The sequence below is a fragment of the Vibrio sp. RC2502 genome, from assembly GCF_054850435.1.
In genome coordinates, this window is record NZ_CM141453.1 from 320,125 (window position 1) to 337,829 (window position 17,705).

17 protein-coding genes are annotated in these 17,705 nt (G+C 46.4%); 6 read left to right on the top strand and 11 right to left on the bottom strand.

Annotated features, from left to right (window positions below):
• Positions 1-2: 2 nt before the first annotated feature.
• From rpmA to folA, 5 genes are all read left to right on the top strand, one after another.
• Positions 3-260, top strand: a complete 258-nt coding sequence (gene rpmA, locus ACYJZR_RS01570) for a 50S ribosomal protein L27 (protein WP_005383095.1) — start codon at positions 3-5, stop codon at positions 258-260.
• A gap of 210 nt (positions 261-470) precedes the next feature.
• Positions 471-1,640: an Obg family GTPase CgtA gene (gene cgtA / locus ACYJZR_RS01575; RefSeq protein ID WP_025573710.1), complete on the top strand. Its 1,170-nt coding sequence runs from the start codon at positions 471-473 to the stop codon at positions 1,638-1,640.
• Between the two features lie 192 nt (positions 1,641-1,832).
• Positions 1,833-2,633, top strand: coding sequence for a threonine/serine exporter family protein (locus tag ACYJZR_RS01580; protein WP_005459610.1), 801 nt, complete (start codon positions 1,833-1,835; stop codon positions 2,631-2,633).
• Positions 2,633-3,106, top strand: a complete 474-nt coding sequence (locus ACYJZR_RS01585; protein ID WP_005459611.1) for a threonine/serine exporter family protein — start codon at positions 2,633-2,635, stop codon at positions 3,104-3,106. Before ACYJZR_RS01580 ends, ACYJZR_RS01585 begins: the two co-directional genes overlap by 1 nt.
• Before the next feature lie 9 nt (positions 3,107-3,115).
• Positions 3,116-3,598 carry a type 3 dihydrofolate reductase gene (gene folA, locus ACYJZR_RS01590; protein ID WP_062858396.1) on the top strand — a complete coding sequence of 161 codons (483 nt, stop codon included), beginning with the start codon at positions 3,116-3,118 and terminating at the stop codon, positions 3,596-3,598.
• Between the two features lie 80 nt (positions 3,599-3,678).
• On the opposite strand, the gene apaH is transcribed toward folA, so the two are convergent.
• The 6 genes from apaH to lptD form a co-directional block, all read right to left on the bottom strand.
• Complete coding sequence (gene apaH, locus ACYJZR_RS01595; protein ID WP_283012958.1) at positions 3,679-4,485, bottom strand: bis(5'-nucleosyl)-tetraphosphatase (symmetrical) ApaH; 807 nt, start codon at positions 4,483-4,485, stop codon at positions 3,679-3,681.
• Between the two features lie 16 nt (positions 4,486-4,501).
• Complete coding sequence (gene apaG / locus ACYJZR_RS01600; RefSeq protein ID WP_005459620.1) at positions 4,502-4,882, bottom strand: Co2+/Mg2+ efflux protein ApaG; 381 nt, start codon at positions 4,880-4,882, stop codon at positions 4,502-4,504.
• 65 nt (positions 4,883-4,947) lie between these two features.
• Positions 4,948-5,757 carry a 16S rRNA (adenine(1518)-N(6)/adenine(1519)-N(6))-dimethyltransferase RsmA gene (gene rsmA, locus ACYJZR_RS01605; protein ID WP_005459622.1) on the bottom strand — a complete coding sequence of 270 codons (810 nt, stop codon included), beginning with the start codon at positions 5,755-5,757 and terminating at the stop codon, positions 4,948-4,950.
• Positions 5,754-6,752 carry a 4-hydroxythreonine-4-phosphate dehydrogenase PdxA gene (pdxA, locus tag ACYJZR_RS01610; RefSeq protein ID WP_005488414.1) on the bottom strand — a complete coding sequence of 333 codons (999 nt, stop codon included), beginning with the start codon at positions 6,750-6,752 and terminating at the stop codon, positions 5,754-5,756. Before pdxA ends, rsmA begins: the two co-directional genes overlap by 4 nt.
• Positions 6,742-8,025 carry a peptidylprolyl isomerase SurA gene (surA, locus tag ACYJZR_RS01615; RefSeq protein WP_005459625.1) on the bottom strand — a complete coding sequence of 428 codons (1,284 nt, stop codon included), beginning with the start codon at positions 8,023-8,025 and terminating at the stop codon, positions 6,742-6,744. The genes pdxA and surA overlap by 11 nt, the downstream gene beginning before the upstream one ends.
• A 61-nt stretch (positions 8,026-8,086) precedes the next feature.
• Positions 8,087-10,432, bottom strand: coding sequence for an LPS assembly protein LptD (lptD, locus tag ACYJZR_RS01620; RefSeq protein WP_005459627.1), 2,346 nt, complete (start codon positions 10,430-10,432; stop codon positions 8,087-8,089).
• Positions 10,433-10,699: 267 nt separating this feature from the next.
• On the opposite strand from lptD, the gene djlA reads away from it, so the two are divergent.
• Positions 10,700-11,554, top strand: a complete 855-nt coding sequence (gene djlA / locus ACYJZR_RS01625) for a co-chaperone DjlA (protein WP_005459635.1) — start codon at positions 10,700-10,702, stop codon at positions 11,552-11,554.
• Positions 11,555-11,664: 110 nt separating this feature from the next.
• On the opposite strand, the gene ACYJZR_RS01630 is transcribed toward djlA, so the two are convergent.
• From ACYJZR_RS01630 to leuA, 5 genes are all read right to left on the bottom strand, one after another.
• The gene (locus ACYJZR_RS01630; protein ID WP_031815902.1) at positions 11,665-12,447 is read right to left on the bottom strand and encodes a DUF547 domain-containing protein; all 783 of its coding nucleotides are present in this window, start codon (positions 12,445-12,447) and stop codon (positions 11,665-11,667) included.
• Between the two features lie 132 nt (positions 12,448-12,579).
• Positions 12,580-13,182, bottom strand: coding sequence for a 3-isopropylmalate dehydratase small subunit (gene leuD / locus ACYJZR_RS01635; RefSeq protein WP_005480538.1), 603 nt, complete (start codon positions 13,180-13,182; stop codon positions 12,580-12,582).
• A gap of 11 nt (positions 13,183-13,193) precedes the next feature.
• On the bottom strand, positions 13,194-14,609 hold the full coding sequence (gene leuC / locus ACYJZR_RS01640) for a 3-isopropylmalate dehydratase large subunit (protein WP_025532972.1): 1,416 nt from the start codon (positions 14,607-14,609) through the stop codon (positions 13,194-13,196).
• A gap of 90 nt (positions 14,610-14,699) precedes the next feature.
• Positions 14,700-15,791, bottom strand: coding sequence for a 3-isopropylmalate dehydrogenase (gene leuB, locus ACYJZR_RS01645; RefSeq protein WP_005459506.1), 1,092 nt, complete (start codon positions 15,789-15,791; stop codon positions 14,700-14,702).
• 82 nt (positions 15,792-15,873) lie between these two features.
• On the bottom strand, positions 15,874-17,421 hold the full coding sequence (leuA, locus tag ACYJZR_RS01650; RefSeq protein ID WP_005459507.1) for a 2-isopropylmalate synthase: 1,548 nt from the start codon (positions 17,419-17,421) through the stop codon (positions 15,874-15,876).
• Between the last annotated feature and the right edge of the window lie 284 nt (positions 17,422-17,705).

Here is a 17,705-nt window from a genome sequence, read left to right on the forward strand (position 1 = left end):
CAATGGCACACAAAAAAGCTGGTGGTTCTACTCGTAACGGCCGCGATTCAGAAAGCAAACGTCTAGGTGTTAAGCGTTTCGGTGGTGAATCTGTACTTGCAGGTAACATCATCGTTCGTCAACGTGGTACTAAGTTCCACGCTGGTAACAACGTAGGTATCGGTAAAGACCACACTCTATTCGCTCTTACTGAAGGTAAAGTGAAGTTCGAAGTGAAAGGTCCTAAGAACCGTAAGTTTGTAAGCATCGAAGCTGAGTAATTAGGTTTTTACCAAGTTACTTAATAGCTTTAAGCTGAATTCAAAAGCCCTGCCGAATCGGCGGGGTTTTTTATTTATGGCAGTCGACATATCGAAGTTTCTCGTTAGAATCCGAGGCGATTTGAATCTGGGAGCTTAGATCTGTCATCTGCTAAAATTGTCGGATGACACAGTAGATTTAATCCACGCACGAAGTAGTCGGAGTAAAAGATGAAGTTCGTAGATGAAGCGGTAGTAAAAGTTCAGGCTGGTGATGGCGGTAGCGGCGTTGTCAGTTTCTGGCGTGAAAAATTCATCACTAAAGGCGGCCCTGACGGCGGTGATGGTGGTGACGGCGGTGATGTTTACATCCAAGCTGATGAAAACCTAAATACCCTAATTGATTACCGTTTCCAACGCTTCTACGAAGCGGAGCGTGGTGAAAACGGTCGCGGTGGTAACTGTACTGGTAAACGTGGTAAAGACATCGTTCTTCGCGTACCAGTGGGCACTCGCGCAGTGGATATCCACACTAACGAAATTGTTGCAGAAGTTGCTGAGCACGGTAAGAAAGTGATGGTCGCGAAAGGCGGTTGGCACGGTCTTGGTAACACGCGTTTCAAATCTTCAGTAAACCGAGCGCCTCGTCAAAGAACGCTAGGTACGAAAGGTGAAATTCGTGAAATCCGTCTTGAGCTACTGCTGTTGGCGGACGTTGGTATGCTTGGCTTGCCAAACGCAGGTAAATCGACGTTTATTCGCGCGGTATCAGCGGCAAAACCAAAAGTAGCAGACTACCCGTTTACCACGTTAATCCCAAGCTTGGGTGTGGTGAGTGTTGTTCCTGAAAAGAGCTTTGTGGTTGCTGACATCCCGGGGCTTATCGAAGGGGCTGCTGATGGTGCGGGTCTAGGTATTCGTTTCTTGAAACACCTAGAACGTTGCCGAGTGTTGCTGCACATGATTGATATCATGCCGATTGATCAGTCTGATCCTGTACAAAATGCACTAACCATCATTGATGAGCTAGAGCAGTACAGTGAAAAACTGGCAAGCAAACCTCGCTGGTTGGTGTTCAACAAAGTTGATCTGATGCCTGAAGAAGAAGCGAATGAAAAGATCCAAGAGATCTTGGATGCGCTAGGTTGGGAAGATGAGTACTTCAAGATCTCTGCGATCAACCGTTCTGGCACCAAAGAGCTTTGCTACAAACTTGCTGACTTTATGGAAAACCTACCTCGCGAAGAGGAAGAAGTGGCTGAAGAAGATAAAGTTAACTTCATGTGGGATGATTACCATAAAGATGCAATGGCAGGAAAAGACGTTGTTACTGAAGACGACGACTGGGATGATTGGGATGACGAAGAAGATGACGGTCACGTTGTCTACGTTCGTGACTAATCGTTCTCTCCAAGCGATGTCTTGTTAGAAAATTTAATAAAGCCGCAAAATCTATTGCGGCTTTTTTTGTATCTAAATCATATTTAGATGATGTGATTTGCGGCACAATAGTGGCTTCGCGTGATAATTCGGGACTGTTTGGCCTCCTTCACGTGAGAGTAAGCAACACCCTAAAAGGACTTAGACCTATCTATGAATCTAGAAACCATACCGTCTGGAGAGTTGACGGTATCTAACCAACGCTCCATTTCTCGACTTGTCGCTCAAGCCGGACAAATGCTGTTGGCCCATGGCGCAGAAAGTACGCTTGTGTGCGATATCATGCGTCGTATTGGCTTAGCTTGTGGCGTGCATGAAGTGGCTGTAGCCCTCTCAGCCAATGCCTTGGTTGTCACGACCGTAATGGATGGACACTGTATCACCACTACTCGAAGCTGTGCCGATCGTGGCATCAACATGCGCGTTATTACGCAAATTCAACGCATCTGTATCATGATGGAGCGCGGGTTACTCGATGCAGCCATGGCGCAGAAAAAACTGAATACCATCAGCCCAGAACGGTACAATCGCTGGCTAGTGGTGCTTATGATTGGCTTATCATGCGCGGCATTCAGCCATTTAGCAGGTGGCGATTGGGGCGTATTTATTATGACCTTCTTGGCCTCGGCTGGTGGCATGATCGTGCGCCAAGAGATTGGCCATCGTCACTTCAATCCATTACTTAACTTTGCTGCTACCGCATTTGTAACTACGTTGATTTCTGCTCAAGCTGAAATTTACCAAATTGGTAATTTACCAACCGTAGCGATGGCATCGTCGGTATTGATGTTGGTGCCTGGTTTTCCACTGATTAATTCGGTAGCAGACATGCTAAAAGGTCACATTAATATGGGTATTGCTCGGTTTGTAATGGCCAGTTTGCTGACGTTAGCAACGTGTTTGGGCATTGTGGCGGCAATGAGTGTAACTGGTATTTGGGGGTGGGCAATTTAATGAATATTTTTGATTTAACGCTCGGTTTGCTCAATGACATGTTTTTTGCAGCCATCCCTGCAGTCGGCTTTGCGTTGGTGTTTAATGTGCCACAGCGAGCTTTGATCTATTGCGCGGTAGGTGGTGCGATTGGTCACGGAAGCCGTTACTTGATGATGCAGTTTGGAGTACCGATTGAGTGGGCGACCTTCTTCGCTGCCACCTTGGTTGGCATGATAGGGGTTCATTGGTCTCACCGCTTTTTGGCTCATCCAAAAGTGTTTACTGTCGCTGCATTGATACCTATGGTGCCGGGAGTTTTTGCTTACAAAGCGATGATTGCGATGGTGGAGATTAACCATTTGGGTTACTCGCCAGAGTTAATTGCGACATGCATGGAGAACTTTCTTAAAGCCATGTTTATTATTGCTGGTTTAGCAGTTGGCCTCGCAGTTCCTGGGCTGTTATTCTACCGCCGCAGACCGATAGTATAAGGACCCGACATGATCATTAGTATGATTGCCGCGATGGCAGACAACCGCGTTATTGGCAAAGATAATCAAATGCCTTGGCATCTTCCTGCGGATTTTGCTTGGTTTAAACGTTGTACGATGGGGAAGCCCGTCGTAATGGGAAGAAAGACTTACGATTCAATTGGTAGCCCTTTGCCAGGACGTTTGAATATTGTCATTAGCCGAGATGAATCATTGAGTATTGAAGGCGTTACGACGGTGACTTCAGTTGAAAAAGCGTTAGAGGCTGCAGGTGATGTTGAAGAAGTAATGATCATTGGTGGCGGTGCTATCTATGCTTCTTGTTTAGCGATGGCAAATAAACTGTACGTCACACATATTGATGCTGTAGTTGAAGGTGACACCCAGTTCCCAGACTGGGGTAATGAGTTCAAAGAGACATATTCTGAAACCTACCAAGCGGATGAGAAAAACGCTTACAACATGCGTTTTACGATTTTAGAAAAGCAATAGTTAGAAAAGTCTCTCGAAGCAGAATAGAAAAAAGCACCGTAACCACGGTGCTTTTTGTTTTTGGAGTAACGATCTAGTGATTAATCGAGAGCGTCTTGGGTAAAGAGTTGTTTGTCTTCCCAACGGATCATCGTCAGCGAACCACCCCAGACACAACCTGTATCGAGTCCAATGACTTTTTCATCGATATAGCCCTGCAATGCTGCCCAGTGGCCGAATAACACTGTTTTTTCTAACGGTATGCGGTGCGGCAGTTCAAACCAAGGTACCAATTGGTCACCAGTGGCTTCTTGCGGAGGCAGTTTGCAGTCCATATCTAAACGACCATCAGAAAAGCAGAAACGCATTCTTGTAAAGGCATTGATGATATAGCGATAGCGATCCAGACCTTCCAGTGAGTCATCCCAAAGATCTGGTAAGTTGCTGTACATGTTTTTTAGCAACCACGGCAACTCTTCGCCTTGGATAATATGTTCTACTTCGCGAGCGCATTGTCTGGCTGTTTCTAAATCCCATTGCGGTGAGATACCCGCATGACACATCACAAACTCGTCGTGCTCTGCCAGAAGAGGTTGTTTAGCTAGCCAAGAGAGCAGTTCTTCGCGGTCTTTAGCGAGGAAAATAGGGGTCGTTTTATCTTTGTCTTTTCGCTTTTTCAGGCCGTAAGATACTGCCAGTAAATGTAAGTCATGATTGCCGAGTACGACTTTTGCGCTGTCACCGAGTGACTTTACGAAGCGCAGTGTTTCGAGTGATTTCGGGCCGCGAGCCACCAAATCTCCTGCGAGCCAAAGTTGGTCATGTTGAGTGGAAAAGTTGACGCGCTTGAGTAGCTGCTGTAGTTCGTCAAAACAGCCTTGGATGTCACCAACGATATAGGTAGCCACTGAATCTCCAATCTTATTAATTTAAAACGTTCGGAATCGCTAAACGAAATGGCTCAATTTCAGTGATGAATTCCTGGCCTTTTTCATCCAGCATTTTGTAGTGTCCTTGCATGACACCAACAGGCGTTTCTAACGCGGTACCACTGCTGTAAGTGTATTCATCGTTGCTTGGAATAAACGGCTGCTGCCCAACAACACCTTCTCCCTCTACCGTCATTTGTTTACCGTTGGAATCGGTAATCAACCATCGGCGACTTATGAGCTGTACTGTCTGTTGGCTGAGGTTTTTAATGGTAATGACGTAGGCGAAAACAAAGCGTTGTAGCTCTGGATTGGATTGCTCTTCGATGTATTTGGTGTGAACTTGAATCTTGATGCAGGGTTGAATGACGTCCATGTGCACTCCTTGATAAACTTAATAATAAGCCAAACCGGCAAGGGTTTGGCTTATTGTTTGAGTTATTAGTGCTGCGGGTTGTCCGCTAGCCAGTTCGCCATCGCGACGAATTGTTGTAGCGTTAGGTTTTCTGGACGCATGCTTGGGTTTACACCTAGCTCTTCCAGAACTTCTGCGCTCAACAGAGATTTGTAGCAGTTACGCACGGTTTTACGGCGTTGGTTAAAGCCTTCACGACAAACTCGATCGAGTAAACGTAGATCTTTCGCTGGGCATGGTAGCTCTTCATAAGGTACTAGGCGAACAACAGCGGAGTCTACTTTCGGTGGCGGAACAAATGCGGTTGGTGGTACTTCTAGTACAGGTACAACTTTACAGTAGTACTGCGCCATTACCGTTAGACGACCGTAAGCTTTACTACCCGGGCCTGCTGCCAAGCGATTCACCACTTCTTTTTGAAGCATAAAGTGCATGTCTTGAATGTCTTTATGGAATTCAAATAGGTGGAACATCAAAGGTGTAGAGATGTTGTACGGCAAGTTACCGAAGATACGCAGCTTGTTGTTTGGCTTCACTAACTGAGTGAAGTCAAAGCGCATTGCGTCGCCTTCATGAATCGTTAGTTTGTCTGCTAAATCAGGGTGGTTACGTAAACGCTCGGCTAAGTCACGGTCCAGTTCGATGACGGTGAACTTATCTACTTCACGGCCAACGGGTTCTGTGATTGCACCAAGACCCGGGCCGATCTCAACCAGATTCTGACCTGGCTTTGGGTTAATTGCTGATACGATGCCATCAATAATGTATGGATCGTTCAGGAAGTTTTGACCAAAACGTTTACGCGCTTTGTGTCCTAAATGGACATCATTTCTCATTGTTTCTTCTCTACCAATTCTATCGCATGCGTGAGCGCTGTTCGGAAGCTCCCTGTATCCGCTTGACCTGTCCCTGCCAGTTCTAATGCAGTACCGTGATCTACCGAGGTTCTAATAAAAGGTAGACCAAGAGTAATGTTTACTGAACGCCCAAAGCCTTTGTATTTTAATACTGGCAATACTTGGTCGTGGTACATGCCTAAAACAGCATCTGCATCGTTTAAATATTTTTCATTGAAAATGGTATCTGCCGGCAGTGGGCCGATCAGCTTGATACCTTTTTCTTTTTGAATCTTTTCCAGTGTCGGAGTGATGGTTTCGATCTCTTCACGACCTAAACAGCCATCTTCACCTGCATGAGGATTAAGCCCGCAAACATAGATGTTTGGCTCTGCGATGGCAAATTTTTCTACGAGGTCTTTATGAAGAATATCGATGATCTTCTCTAGTCGCTCTTCGGTGACCGCTTTTGACACATACGCCAATGGAATATGTGTGGTAACCAATGCGACACGCAGTCCTTCTGTTGCCAACATCATCACCACTAACGGTGTATTTGATTTCTCGGCAAAGAATTCAGTATGACCACTGAATGCAACACCTGCGCGATTGATCACCCCCTTGTGAACAGGGCCGGTGACAATAGCATCAAATTCATCATTCATACAGCCCAAAGCGGCTCTTTCTAGCGTTTTTAATACGTAGTGGCCGTTGGCTTCATTAAGTTGACCAGCAATCGCGTTTTCCGAAATTTCAACGTGGTCAACGATAAGTGTGCCCGCTTTTTGCGCCTTAGGTGCTTCTTCAGGATTGTAATCAAAGAGTTGGACATCAATGCCAAGCATTTTGGCACGTTCCAGCAACATGTTTTTATCTGCGCAGACGACAATCTGGTGTGCCCAATCTTCTTTTGATAGAGCCAGCACTAAGTCAGGGCCGATGCCCGCAGGTTCTCCTGCGGTTACGACAATTCTGCGAATTGAATTAGTTGTCATTGTTGTCATCCACGATTTCAACAAACGCACTTGCACGCAGCTCTTGCATCCATGCGCCTGCTTCTTCATTAAACTTACGATTGAACAGAATGCGGTAAGCTTTATTCTTCATTGCTGAATCTGTGCGGTCGACTTGGCGTCGGTCTAACACTTCAACAATGTGCCAGCCATGAACCGTTTTGAATGGTTCACTGATTGAGCCAACTGGTAGTGTTTCAACTTGGTGTTTAAATTCAGGAACATAAAGATCTGGTGTTTGGTAACCAAGTTCACCATCTTGAGCCGCAGAGCCTGGGTCTTGGCTGTATTGTGAGGCCAATTGAGCAAAGGTCGCTTCGCCAGCTTTGATGCGACGAACGAATTCATTTAACTGCTTTTTAGCGCCTTCATCACTAAGAATCACGGTTGGTTTGATCAGAATATGTCGAGCGTTAACTTCCGTCACCGCAACGGTTTCCAGACCCTTCACATCTTCAATTTTTAGGATGTGGAAACCAACGCCACTACGGAATGGACCAATGATGCTGCCTTTGTTTTGCATCTTGATTTGATCAGCAAAGATGGTTGGCATTTCTTCTTTACGCATCCAACCCCAATCACCACCTTGGAGAGCTTTCGGACCTTTAGAGTAGGTGTAAGCCATTTCGGTGAAGTCTGCGCCGTCATTGAGTTTTTTAACCAGGGCTTTCGCTTGTGCTTCTACTTCTGATTTATCTTGACCGTCGGTGAAACGCAGTTGGATATGACCGATTTTGTATTGCACGGTTGCGTTGGTTTCTTTCGCTAGCTGGTCTGCAAGGCTATCAACTTCTGCTGGAAGGATATTGATTCGGCGACGAACTAGCGCATTACGAGCTTCTGACGCTGCAATTTCTTTACGGATTTGCTCGCGGAACTCTGGGTAGCTTAGGCCTTCTGCTTGCACTGATGCTGCCAGTTCTTCCACGCTTTGGTTATTGTTGCGTGCGATTTCTGCGATGGCTTGGTTTAGACGGTTATCGTCGATGCGTACACCAATACGGTCAGCTTCTTGGCCTTGCAGCGTATCGATGATCAGTTTTTCTACCACTTGCTCTTTGAGCACGCTTGCCGAAGGTAGACTTTTTCCGCTTTGACGAGCATTGGCTTGTAGGGTTTTCATCGCAGTATTGATGTCGCTTTGTAGAATGACACCGTCGTTAACGATGACAGCAACCTTATCAAGCTCTACCGGTGCTGCTACTGCTCCACAAGAGAGTAGGGTCGTGAATAAGATTGATTTCCAAATTTTCATTTAAAATTCCGTCAGTATTTTTTGAAGAAGCGTCTTATTTAGAGTAAGACGCTTAATTCGATTAATTGTTCAAATAGAATGGGCGACCGTATTTAATCGCGTTGTCGGAACCATCCAGTTCTTTGACTGCTGTACCGGTGCTTTGATTTGTCGCAAAGCCTTGAATACCGAAGTTAACACTAAAGTTGTTTTCGTATTCAGGAGAGGAGCCCGTACTGCCGATGGCTTGATTTTCCCAACCGAGTAATTGGTTAGAGTATGTCAAACCAATGTACCAACAATCAGATTGGTAACGCAGGCTTGCTAGCCATTCCATATCGGTATTTTCATTTAGGTCATAGTAGTACTGACCGCTTGCAGACCAGTTACGGTTGAACTCGTATGCCGCTACGATACCTGCTTGTGAAATACCTTTACGAGTAATAGTGTCGAGGTTTTCGAGAATGATCGTATCTTCGATGTATTCGCGAGTGACATAGCGGTAGTTACCTTGAATAAAGCCGCCGTTAAACTGATATTCCAACGTACTGTTGGCAAGCTGCATTGAGCTTAAGTCGATGTCGTACTGAACGCCACCGTGATAGAACAGGTAGTCGTTGTAGTTGAAATCAGCTTCAACTGCCCATGAAGAGTAGTTGGTTGTCTCGTCTGGAATGTTCGGGCTATTGCTGATTTTCGTCTTCTTATCGAAGTAGTAGATCTGACCAAACGACACGTTCAAACGTTCTTTGTAGTCATCATCAAAGAAGCGCGTACTTGCACCGTAGCTCAGCTGGTTAGCCGATGCGATCTTATCAATACCACTGTACTTACGACTGCGGAATAGACCGTAGTAGTCAGTTTGCAGCAGCGTTGTATCGTAGTTGTAAATGTTGGTTTGATCTTCTTCTGGTACGTATAGGTACTGAAGCTGTGGTTCTAGCGTTTGTGTGTAGCCTTTGATCCAACTGGTGTCACGCTCTAAGTAAATCTGAGCATGGGTTCGGAACTCAGGAATAACACGAGAAACTTGTTCATCAAGCTGGTTTTTCAAGTCTACGTCTGTCAAGCCAGTAAGGTCTTGAGAGTAGTAAGTTGAAAGTACGCGCGCTTCCGTTGTCCAAGTGGCCCAAGAGTTTGACAGCGGCATGGTTAGTCCCGGCTCTATGTGAACGCGAGTCGCGTTTGGTCGAGCGGTATCACTAGTGTCAAAACGGCTGACTTGGCTTTTTACGTCGAAGTTAAGGTGATCACCCCACAACGGCGTGTAGTAGTTCAAATCTAATTGAGGAAGCAAACGATATGGACGGTTTTCTTCTTTCAAGAGGATTTGGAAATCTCGAACGGTTAAAGACGCATCCCAGAAATCTGAACGGTACTGCACATGTCCTTCTTGGACTAACTGGCCGTCTTCACGGTTACCGATGTCAGAGTCCAAATCTAGGAAGTAATCAATGTCACTGACTTGTGAGTAATCAACTTTCACAATCCACTGTTTATTGATAATACCATCGTGCTTAACTTGGTAACCCCAGCGAGAATCATCTTGATATTTTTTATCGCTGTTGAGGTATTCGCCTTTCAGTTTACCTTCACCCCAACCATCGGTTAGGTAACGGAAATCGGTGTCGAGTTTGGTGCCACGTTGCTGCATGTAGAGTGCAGTGAGTGTCATGTCGTATTGAGGCGCGATGTTCCAGTAAAATGGCACTTCCACTTCCATACCGTCACTAGAACCGTAGGAAAGAGAAGGGAATAGGAAACCAGTTTTACGCGTGTTGCCAATAGGCATGGTCATGTATGGCACGTAAAACACAGGCACATCCATGATCTCAAAACGAGGGTGGTGCAGCGTGGCGGTCTCTTCGTCTTGGTCTACATCAATACCAGACGCAACCAAGCGCCATGAATTATCGCCTTCCGGACATGATGTGATTGAGCCATCTTCTAGTTCATAGACAGACTGACCTGTACGCGCAATGTAAGCAGCAGTACCACGACCTTGTTGGCAAAGAAATTGGTATTCGGTGTTTTCAAGCGAGAAGGTATCTTGGTTGATGTCGTTGGTAACACGATCTGAGCGGGCTTTAACTTGTCCGTCATTGAAGGTCACGTTGCCTTCTGCCACCACCACGTTGTCTTGTTGGTGCAGGGTTACGCTATCTGCGGTGATTTTCTTCGGACCTTGCGTTACTTGGACGTTTCCAGAGTATTGTGCTTTGTCACCATTAATGGCTTGCAGGTTGTCCGCTTCTACCACTACTGGGGTATTAAGAGCGTCCTCCTCGCCACTTGTTTCGACCAAACATTGATCTGTGGCGGGCATTTCCTGCACACTATCATTTATATTCGCTTCAGCTTGAGTGGTGGGTACAAACAAGGCGGTGCTGATAGAGGCCGCTATAAATGTGCGGGAGAAATGTTGCATTGAATTGAACTTTCCTGTGTCACTACTACTCGATGGCTATAGGGCTTGTTGTACCCTAGCGTCATAGCCAAATGAATCAACTATAGTCGCAATTGTCCCAGCGTATTGATTTGCTATGGCATAATGACGACAAAAATAGCTGCAAAGATAAGCAGGCGAAATGGCCTAGCCGAAATAAAACTAATTCCATTATCATAAAGGAAATCGTTCCATCCGGCACTATAAGACCGTCGTCGTCGATAAAAATTCATTGATAGAGAACACATAATGCATATTTTTGGCAAAATTCTGGGTGCCTTTTTTGGCTTGTTACTGGGTGGTCCATTCGGTTTGCTGTTTGGTTTATTTATTGGTCACCAATTCGATAAAGCCCGACGTTTGAGTCAAGCTGGGTTCTCTACAGGTGGCTTTGGAAAAGGACCAAGTCAGGCACAGCGTCAGGAAGAATTCTTTAAAGCGGCGTTTGCAGTAATGGGACACGTGGCAAAAGCCAAAGGGCAGGTCACTAAAGAAGAGATCCAACTTGCGACTGCCATGATGGATCGTATGAATTTGCATGGCGAACAACGCCGTGCGGCGCAAGATGCGTTCCGCGAAGGGAAAGAGAGTGATTTCCCATTAGAAGATGTGCTGGTGCGTGTAAAAATCTCGACCGCTGGCCGTTTTGATTTGCTGCAATTCTTCCTTGAACTGCAAATTTCCGCGGCCTTTGCTGATGGAGCTATCCATCCAAGTGAACGTAATGTCCTGCACAAAATTGCTCGTGGTTTAGGTTTCTCCTCTGAGCAACTAGAGCGTCGCCTGCAAATGCAAGAAGCGGCGTTCCGTTTCCAACATCAAGGTGGTTTCCATGGTCAGCAACAAGGTCAATACCAGTCGTCAGGTTGGCAGCAAGCCTCACAGGCGGATCAATTGGCCGATGCGTACAAAATTTTGGATGTGTCACCAGAGGCGGACGGTAAAACCGTTAAACGTGCTTACCGTAAGTTAATGAATGAGCACCACCCTGATAAGTTGATGGCCAAAGGTTTACCGCCAGAAATGATGAACGTCGCAAAAGAAAAATCGCAAGAAATTCAAAACGCTTACGATTTAATTAAAAAGGTAAAAGGCTTTAAGTAAGCCAAAATCTAGCAAGCAAACTAGAAAGTAAAAAGGGCACTTGGTGCCCTTTTTTAGCTTTTGGGTTATCGGTGGCTAAAAGCATCTCAAGCTGAACAAAGCTGAATAAATCAGTCGGCTTGGTTCAAGTTCCAATCGTAGTCGTACTTCACCCGACCTGAAAAATGGTTGTATTGTGGCGCGTACTTTCTGATGTGGTTAAACACCTCTTTCTCACCACCAAAATCAACGGCAAACCACTCATAAATTGAAGATATTTTCGCCGTGTTACCTTCAATAGAGACGCCTTTTTTGCTGTTGATAAAGGTCTTTGCGGCACTCTCTAGCAAGGTTTGAGTATTCTCAGCGGTAAAAGCTTGAGTTTGAAGATTCGGGCAGCCTAGGCTTGCACAATTGACAGCGTAGTGCGTTCTTGGGTCTTGCCAGATTGGTCGTAAAATTCGGTGCTCAATATCATTTAAGGTCAGACTTTTTCCGTTAATGGTGATGACATCTTGATCCCATGGGCCAAAGCTAAACAGCCCGCCTAACTTGGTGATCGACGTTATCGGGTAGTTATCCAAAATTAGGTCAACCGTCAGCGCGTTGTACAGGTTTACCCAATACGCGTATTGTTCGGCTTGGCGGTATTGCAATGGATTTAAACTAGCGAGACGTTGAATGTACTGCTTTAACTTTGTTTTATCGGCGAACGAGACTTGGTTGTAACGAAATAGAGTGTTGTCGCCTCGGGTAACTAGATAGCTGTCGAGTAACTGTTGCCACTCCAGATGAGAGATTGAGGTTTGGTTGACCCCGTTGGACTGCTGCCAATAAGGCCATAAGTCGGCTTTTGGTGCGGCCAGAGCGGAAAAGGAGAGTAGGGCACACAGTAGCAATAAGAAACGCTTCATAGAGAGACCTTTAGTGAGACTTAATTGTTAGTGTAGACCCGTCTAGTTGTTGTTTTCTTTCTTTAATCTATGCATAAAAACAAAACAGGCTGACAATGGTCAGCCTGTTATTTGTCTATTCAAAGAAGCGTTTTAACGCAGGAAGCTTGGGATATTGGCTTCATACTCAGCGATTTTGTCTTCGTGCTGAAGCGTCAAACCGATGTTATCTAAGCCATTAAGCAGGCAGTGACGACGAAACTCGTCGATTTCAAAGTCATACTCCTTGCCGTTTGCGCGCACCTTTAGGGCTTCCAGATCCACTTCAATTTGCGCACCTTCATTGGCTTCAACGAATTGGAACAGTTCATCCACTTCTTGCTCAGTCAGACGAACCGGAACCATTTGGTTGTTGATGGAGTTGCCGTAGAAAATGTCCGCAAAACTAGGTGCGATCATCGCTTTAATGCCGTAATCAGCCAAAGCCCAAGGTGCGTGTTCACGAGATGAGCCACAGCCGAAGTTTTCACGCGCAAGTAGGATAGAAGCGCCTTGGTAACGCGGCGCATTCATTACAAACTCAGGGTTTGGTCGCTCGCCTGCATCATCAAGGAAGCGCCAGTCATGGAAAAGATGCTTACCGAAACCTAGGCGAGAAACTTTTTGTAAAAACTGCTTTGGAATAATGGCATCCGTGTCAACGTTGGCGGCATCTAGAGGCACAACCAAACCAGTATGTTGTTTAAAACCTGACATGATTGTTCTCCCTAATCCTGTTTATCAAAAGTTAATTCACGAATGTCAACAAAGTGACCCGCGATAGCTGCCGCGGCTGCCATTGCAGGGCTAACCAAGTGAGTGCGACCATCACGGCCCTGACGGCCTTCAAAGTTACGGTTTGATGTGGATGCACAACGCTCGTGAGGTCCCAAACGGTCATTGTTCATTGCTAAACACATTGAACAACCTGGTAGACGCCATTCAAAGCCCGCTTCTTTAAATATGACATCCAAGCCTTCGGCTTCTGCTTGTGCTTTCACCTGTTCTGAGCCCGGGACAATCAATGCTTGAACGTGCGATGCGACCTTACGGCCTTTCGCCACGACGGCGGCAGCGCGCATGTCTTCGATGCGAGAGTTCGTACAAGAGCCAACAAACACTTTATCTACTTGGTAGTCAGACAATGATTTGCCTGCTTCTAGGCCCATGTAAGCCAATGCTTTTTCAGCAGACGCTTTTTCGATTGGATCTGTGAAGCTTTCTGGTGCTGGAATCGGTTGGTCAACGGCAATGACCTGACCTGGGTTTGTGCCCCAAGTTACTTGTGGTTTGATGTCAGCAGCGTTTAGCGTTACTACGGCATCAAATTCGGCATCTGCGTCAGTTTTTAACGTCTTCCAGTACTCTACTGCGGCATCAAAATCTGTGCCTTGCGGTGAGAACTTACGACCTTTGATGTATTCAAAAGTGGTTTCATCTGGCGCAATTAGGCCTGCTTTTGCGCCCAATTCAATGGCCATGTTACATACCGTCATGCGGCCTTCCATAGAAAGGTCAGTAATCGCTTCACCGCAGAATTCAACCACATAACCAGTACCGCCCGCAGCCGTTGTTTTGCCGATGATCGCTAGAACGATATCTTTTGCGGTAATACCCGGTGCGACTTTACCTTTCACTTCGATTTTCATTGTTTTCGCACGTGCTTGTTTTAGCGTTTGAGTCGCTAGTACGTGTTCAACTTCAGAGGTACCGATACCGAAAGCCAGTGAACCAAATGCCCCGTGTGTTGCGGTATGAGAGTCACCACAAACGATGGTCATACCCGGTAGAGTAATGCCTAGCTCTGGGCCCATAACATGGACGATGCCCTGATATTTGTGGTTTAGGTCGTAAAGGGTAACACCGAACTCTTCGCAGTTTTTCGATAGCGTTTCCATTTGGATACGCGCCATCTCGCCAGAGGCGTTGATGTCTTTGGTTGTGGTCGAAACGTTGTGATCCATCGTGGCGAACGTTTTGCTAACCTGACGAACTTTACGGCCTTTTTCACGCAAGCCATCAAAGGCTTGTGGAGAGGTCACTTCGTGTACCAAGTGACGATCAATATAAAGAATAGGGGTTTCCCCTTCTGCCGCGACGGCAACGTGTGCGTCGTAGACTTTTTCGTATAGTGTTTTGCCCATTGCTTCCTTTCCTCGTCGTCCTTGTCACCGCAACGGGATGATCCGCTGTGGTGATGGCAAACGACAGTTATATTTATAATGTCAGTCTGTTTATGAGTTCAAAATGTACTCAGCGATCTTGTCACCCATTTCTGATGTCGTCAGTGCAGGCTTATCGCTTGCTAGGTCTGCGGTAAGCTCGCCTGCCGAAAGTGCTTTAGATACTGCGGATTCGATATCTTGCGCCGCGGCTTCTTCGCCAAGGCTGTAACGCAGCATCAGTGCTGCAGAAAGGATCTGCGCAACTGGGTTAGCAATGTTTTTGCCTGCGATATCTGGTGCGCTGCCACCGGCAGGCTCGTATAGGCCGAACTTGCTTTCGTTAAGACTTGCTGAAGGCAACATGCCCATAGAGCCCGTGATCATTGCACACTCATCAGAGATGATGTCGCCAAAGATGTTTGAACATAACATGACGTCAAACTGGGCTGGGTCTTTGATTAACTGCATGGTCGCGTTGTCGATGTACATGTGAGACAACTCGACATCTGGGTAGTCTTTGGCAATCTCTTCCACAACTTCACGCCATAAGATAGAACTCTGCAGAACGTTTGCTTTGTCAATTGAGCACACTTTCTTGCGACGTAGACGAGCCGATTCAAACGCGATTTTTGCAATACGTTCGATTTCGTAGCGGTGGTACACCTCGGTATCAAACGCTTTTTCGTTAGCGCCTTCACCCTCACGGCCTTTCGGTTGGCCGAAGTAGATGCCACCAGTTAATTCGCGTACGACGACAATATCAAAGCCGCGACCTGAGATGTCTGCACGTAGCGGTGAGAAAGCTTCTAGACCAGCGTGGATTTGCGCTGGACGAAGGTTACAAAACAGTTGGAAGTGCTTACGTAGTGGCAGCAATGCACCGCGCTCTGGCTGGTCGTTTGGTGGCAAATGTTCCCACTTAGGGCCACCAACCGAACCAAATAGAACCGCGTCAGACTCTTCACACGCTGTTACCGTACTTTCTGGAAGTGGGCAACCATGATTATCGATAGCAATACCACCAACATCATGTTCTTCGCGCTCAAATGAGATGCCATGTTTTTGCTCGATCGCATCCAGAACTTTATGCGCTTGAGCCATCACTTCTGGGCCGATGCCGTCACCAGGAAGTACGGCAATTTTGTATGATTTGTCTGTCATGTTATTCCTTTAATCTTCTAATTTTTGAGCTCAATTATTTGAAATCGTGTTGTGTGTCTCTGAGCGATAAAGCTCAGCATGACTATACCGTAGCAATCTTTTTCTGCTTCATCTCGGCAATGGTGTCTGCGCGATGGATGCTGTTGATAACATGCAATAGCGCTTGACCAGAAGCTTCTACGATATCGGTTGAAACGCCCGTACCGTGGTATTTTCTACCTTTGTAGTTGGCAATGATGTCTGCTTGACCTAGACCATCCTCACCTTCACCTTTTGCGGTTAGATCGAATTTATCTAGTACGATCTCGTAACCTGTCACGCGGTAGATACATTGGTATAGCGCATCAACAGGCCCATTACCGACCGCCGCTTCACACATTTCCGCATCACCACATTGCATCTTGATGCTGGTGGTTGCCATCACGCTGCCCGATTGCACGCTTAGGTAATTCAACTTGTAGAAGTCATCTTCTTCACGCAAGTTGGAGAAGTGCATTAGCGCTTCCAAATCGTAATCAAACACTTGGCCTTTACGGTCGGCCAGTTTCAAGAAGTCGGCGTACAGTGCGTCTAGGTTGTACTCATCTTCTTTATAACCCATGGAATCCATGTGGCTCTTCACCGCCGCTCGGCCGCTACGACTGGTTAGGTTAAGTGCTTGGTTCTTAAGACCAATCGACTCAGGCGTCATGATCTCGTAAGTGTTCTTGTTCTTTAACATGCCGTCTTGGTGGATACCTGAAGAATGGCTGAATGCATTGGCACCCACGACCGCTTTGTTGCTTTGGATCGGCATGTTGCACAGTTGACTCACTAACTTGCTAGTACGATGGATTTCTTCGTGTTTGATCCCCGTGCTTACGCCCAGAAGCTCTTGACGCGTCTTGATGATCATCGCGATCTCTTCTAGTGAGCAGTTACCCGCACGCTCGCCGATACCATTGATGGTGCCTTCAATTTGGCGAGCACCGGCTTGTACTGCTGCAATTGAGTTTGCGACCGACATGCCCAAGTCATCATGACAGTGCACCGAAATGATGGCCTTGTCGATGTTCGGCACTCGGTTGAAAAGCGTTTGGATGATGCCACCGAACTCGCTTGGCACTGTGTAGCCAACGGTATCGGGAATGTTGATGGTGCTTGCTCCAGCATCAATTGCGGCTTCAACCATGCGACATAGATTGTCGATTGGTGTTCGGCCTGCGTCTTCACAAGAAAATTCGACATCATCGGTGTAGTTACGCGCGTGTTTAACGGCGTTGACCGCCATTTCAAGTACGTCATCGTAACTGCGGCGTAGCTTGTCTTGAACGTGAATCGTGGAAGTGGCTAGAAAAGTGTGGATACGGAATTGGTCAGCAACTTTTAGCGCTTCAGCTGCGGCATCGATGTCTTTCGCAACGGCACGCGAAAGGGCACAAACTCGGCTATTTTTGATGTGTTTTGCAATAGTTTGTACGGACTCGAAATCGCCAGGGGAAGAGATAGGAAAACCAGCTTCGATAACATCAACGCCCAGCCTTTCAAGCGCATAGGCAATCTGCAGTTTTTCTTTAACCGTCAAGCTTGCTGACAACGCTTGCTCGCCATCACGCAAGGTGGTGTCGAATATAATGACCTGATCGTTCATGTTTGCTTCCTTCCTGATTTCTGCACTTTCGTGCAAGTTAATCGTTTACTTCCAGTATTTAGATATAAAAAAACCCGCATTTTCATGCGGGTTTCTAAGAAATTGGTGTGGTTATTTTTCTTCCACAGCCTACCCGCGCGAACTGGTCACGATCAGGAGGAGGCTAAGCAGGATAGAAAAATGAGCTGACATAGTTGTTAAGCTTTCCACAAATTTAAGTTAACAAATTAGTACCGCACTCCTTGGAGCGCGTCAACCCTAAAGTCGATTTTTTATTCATATCG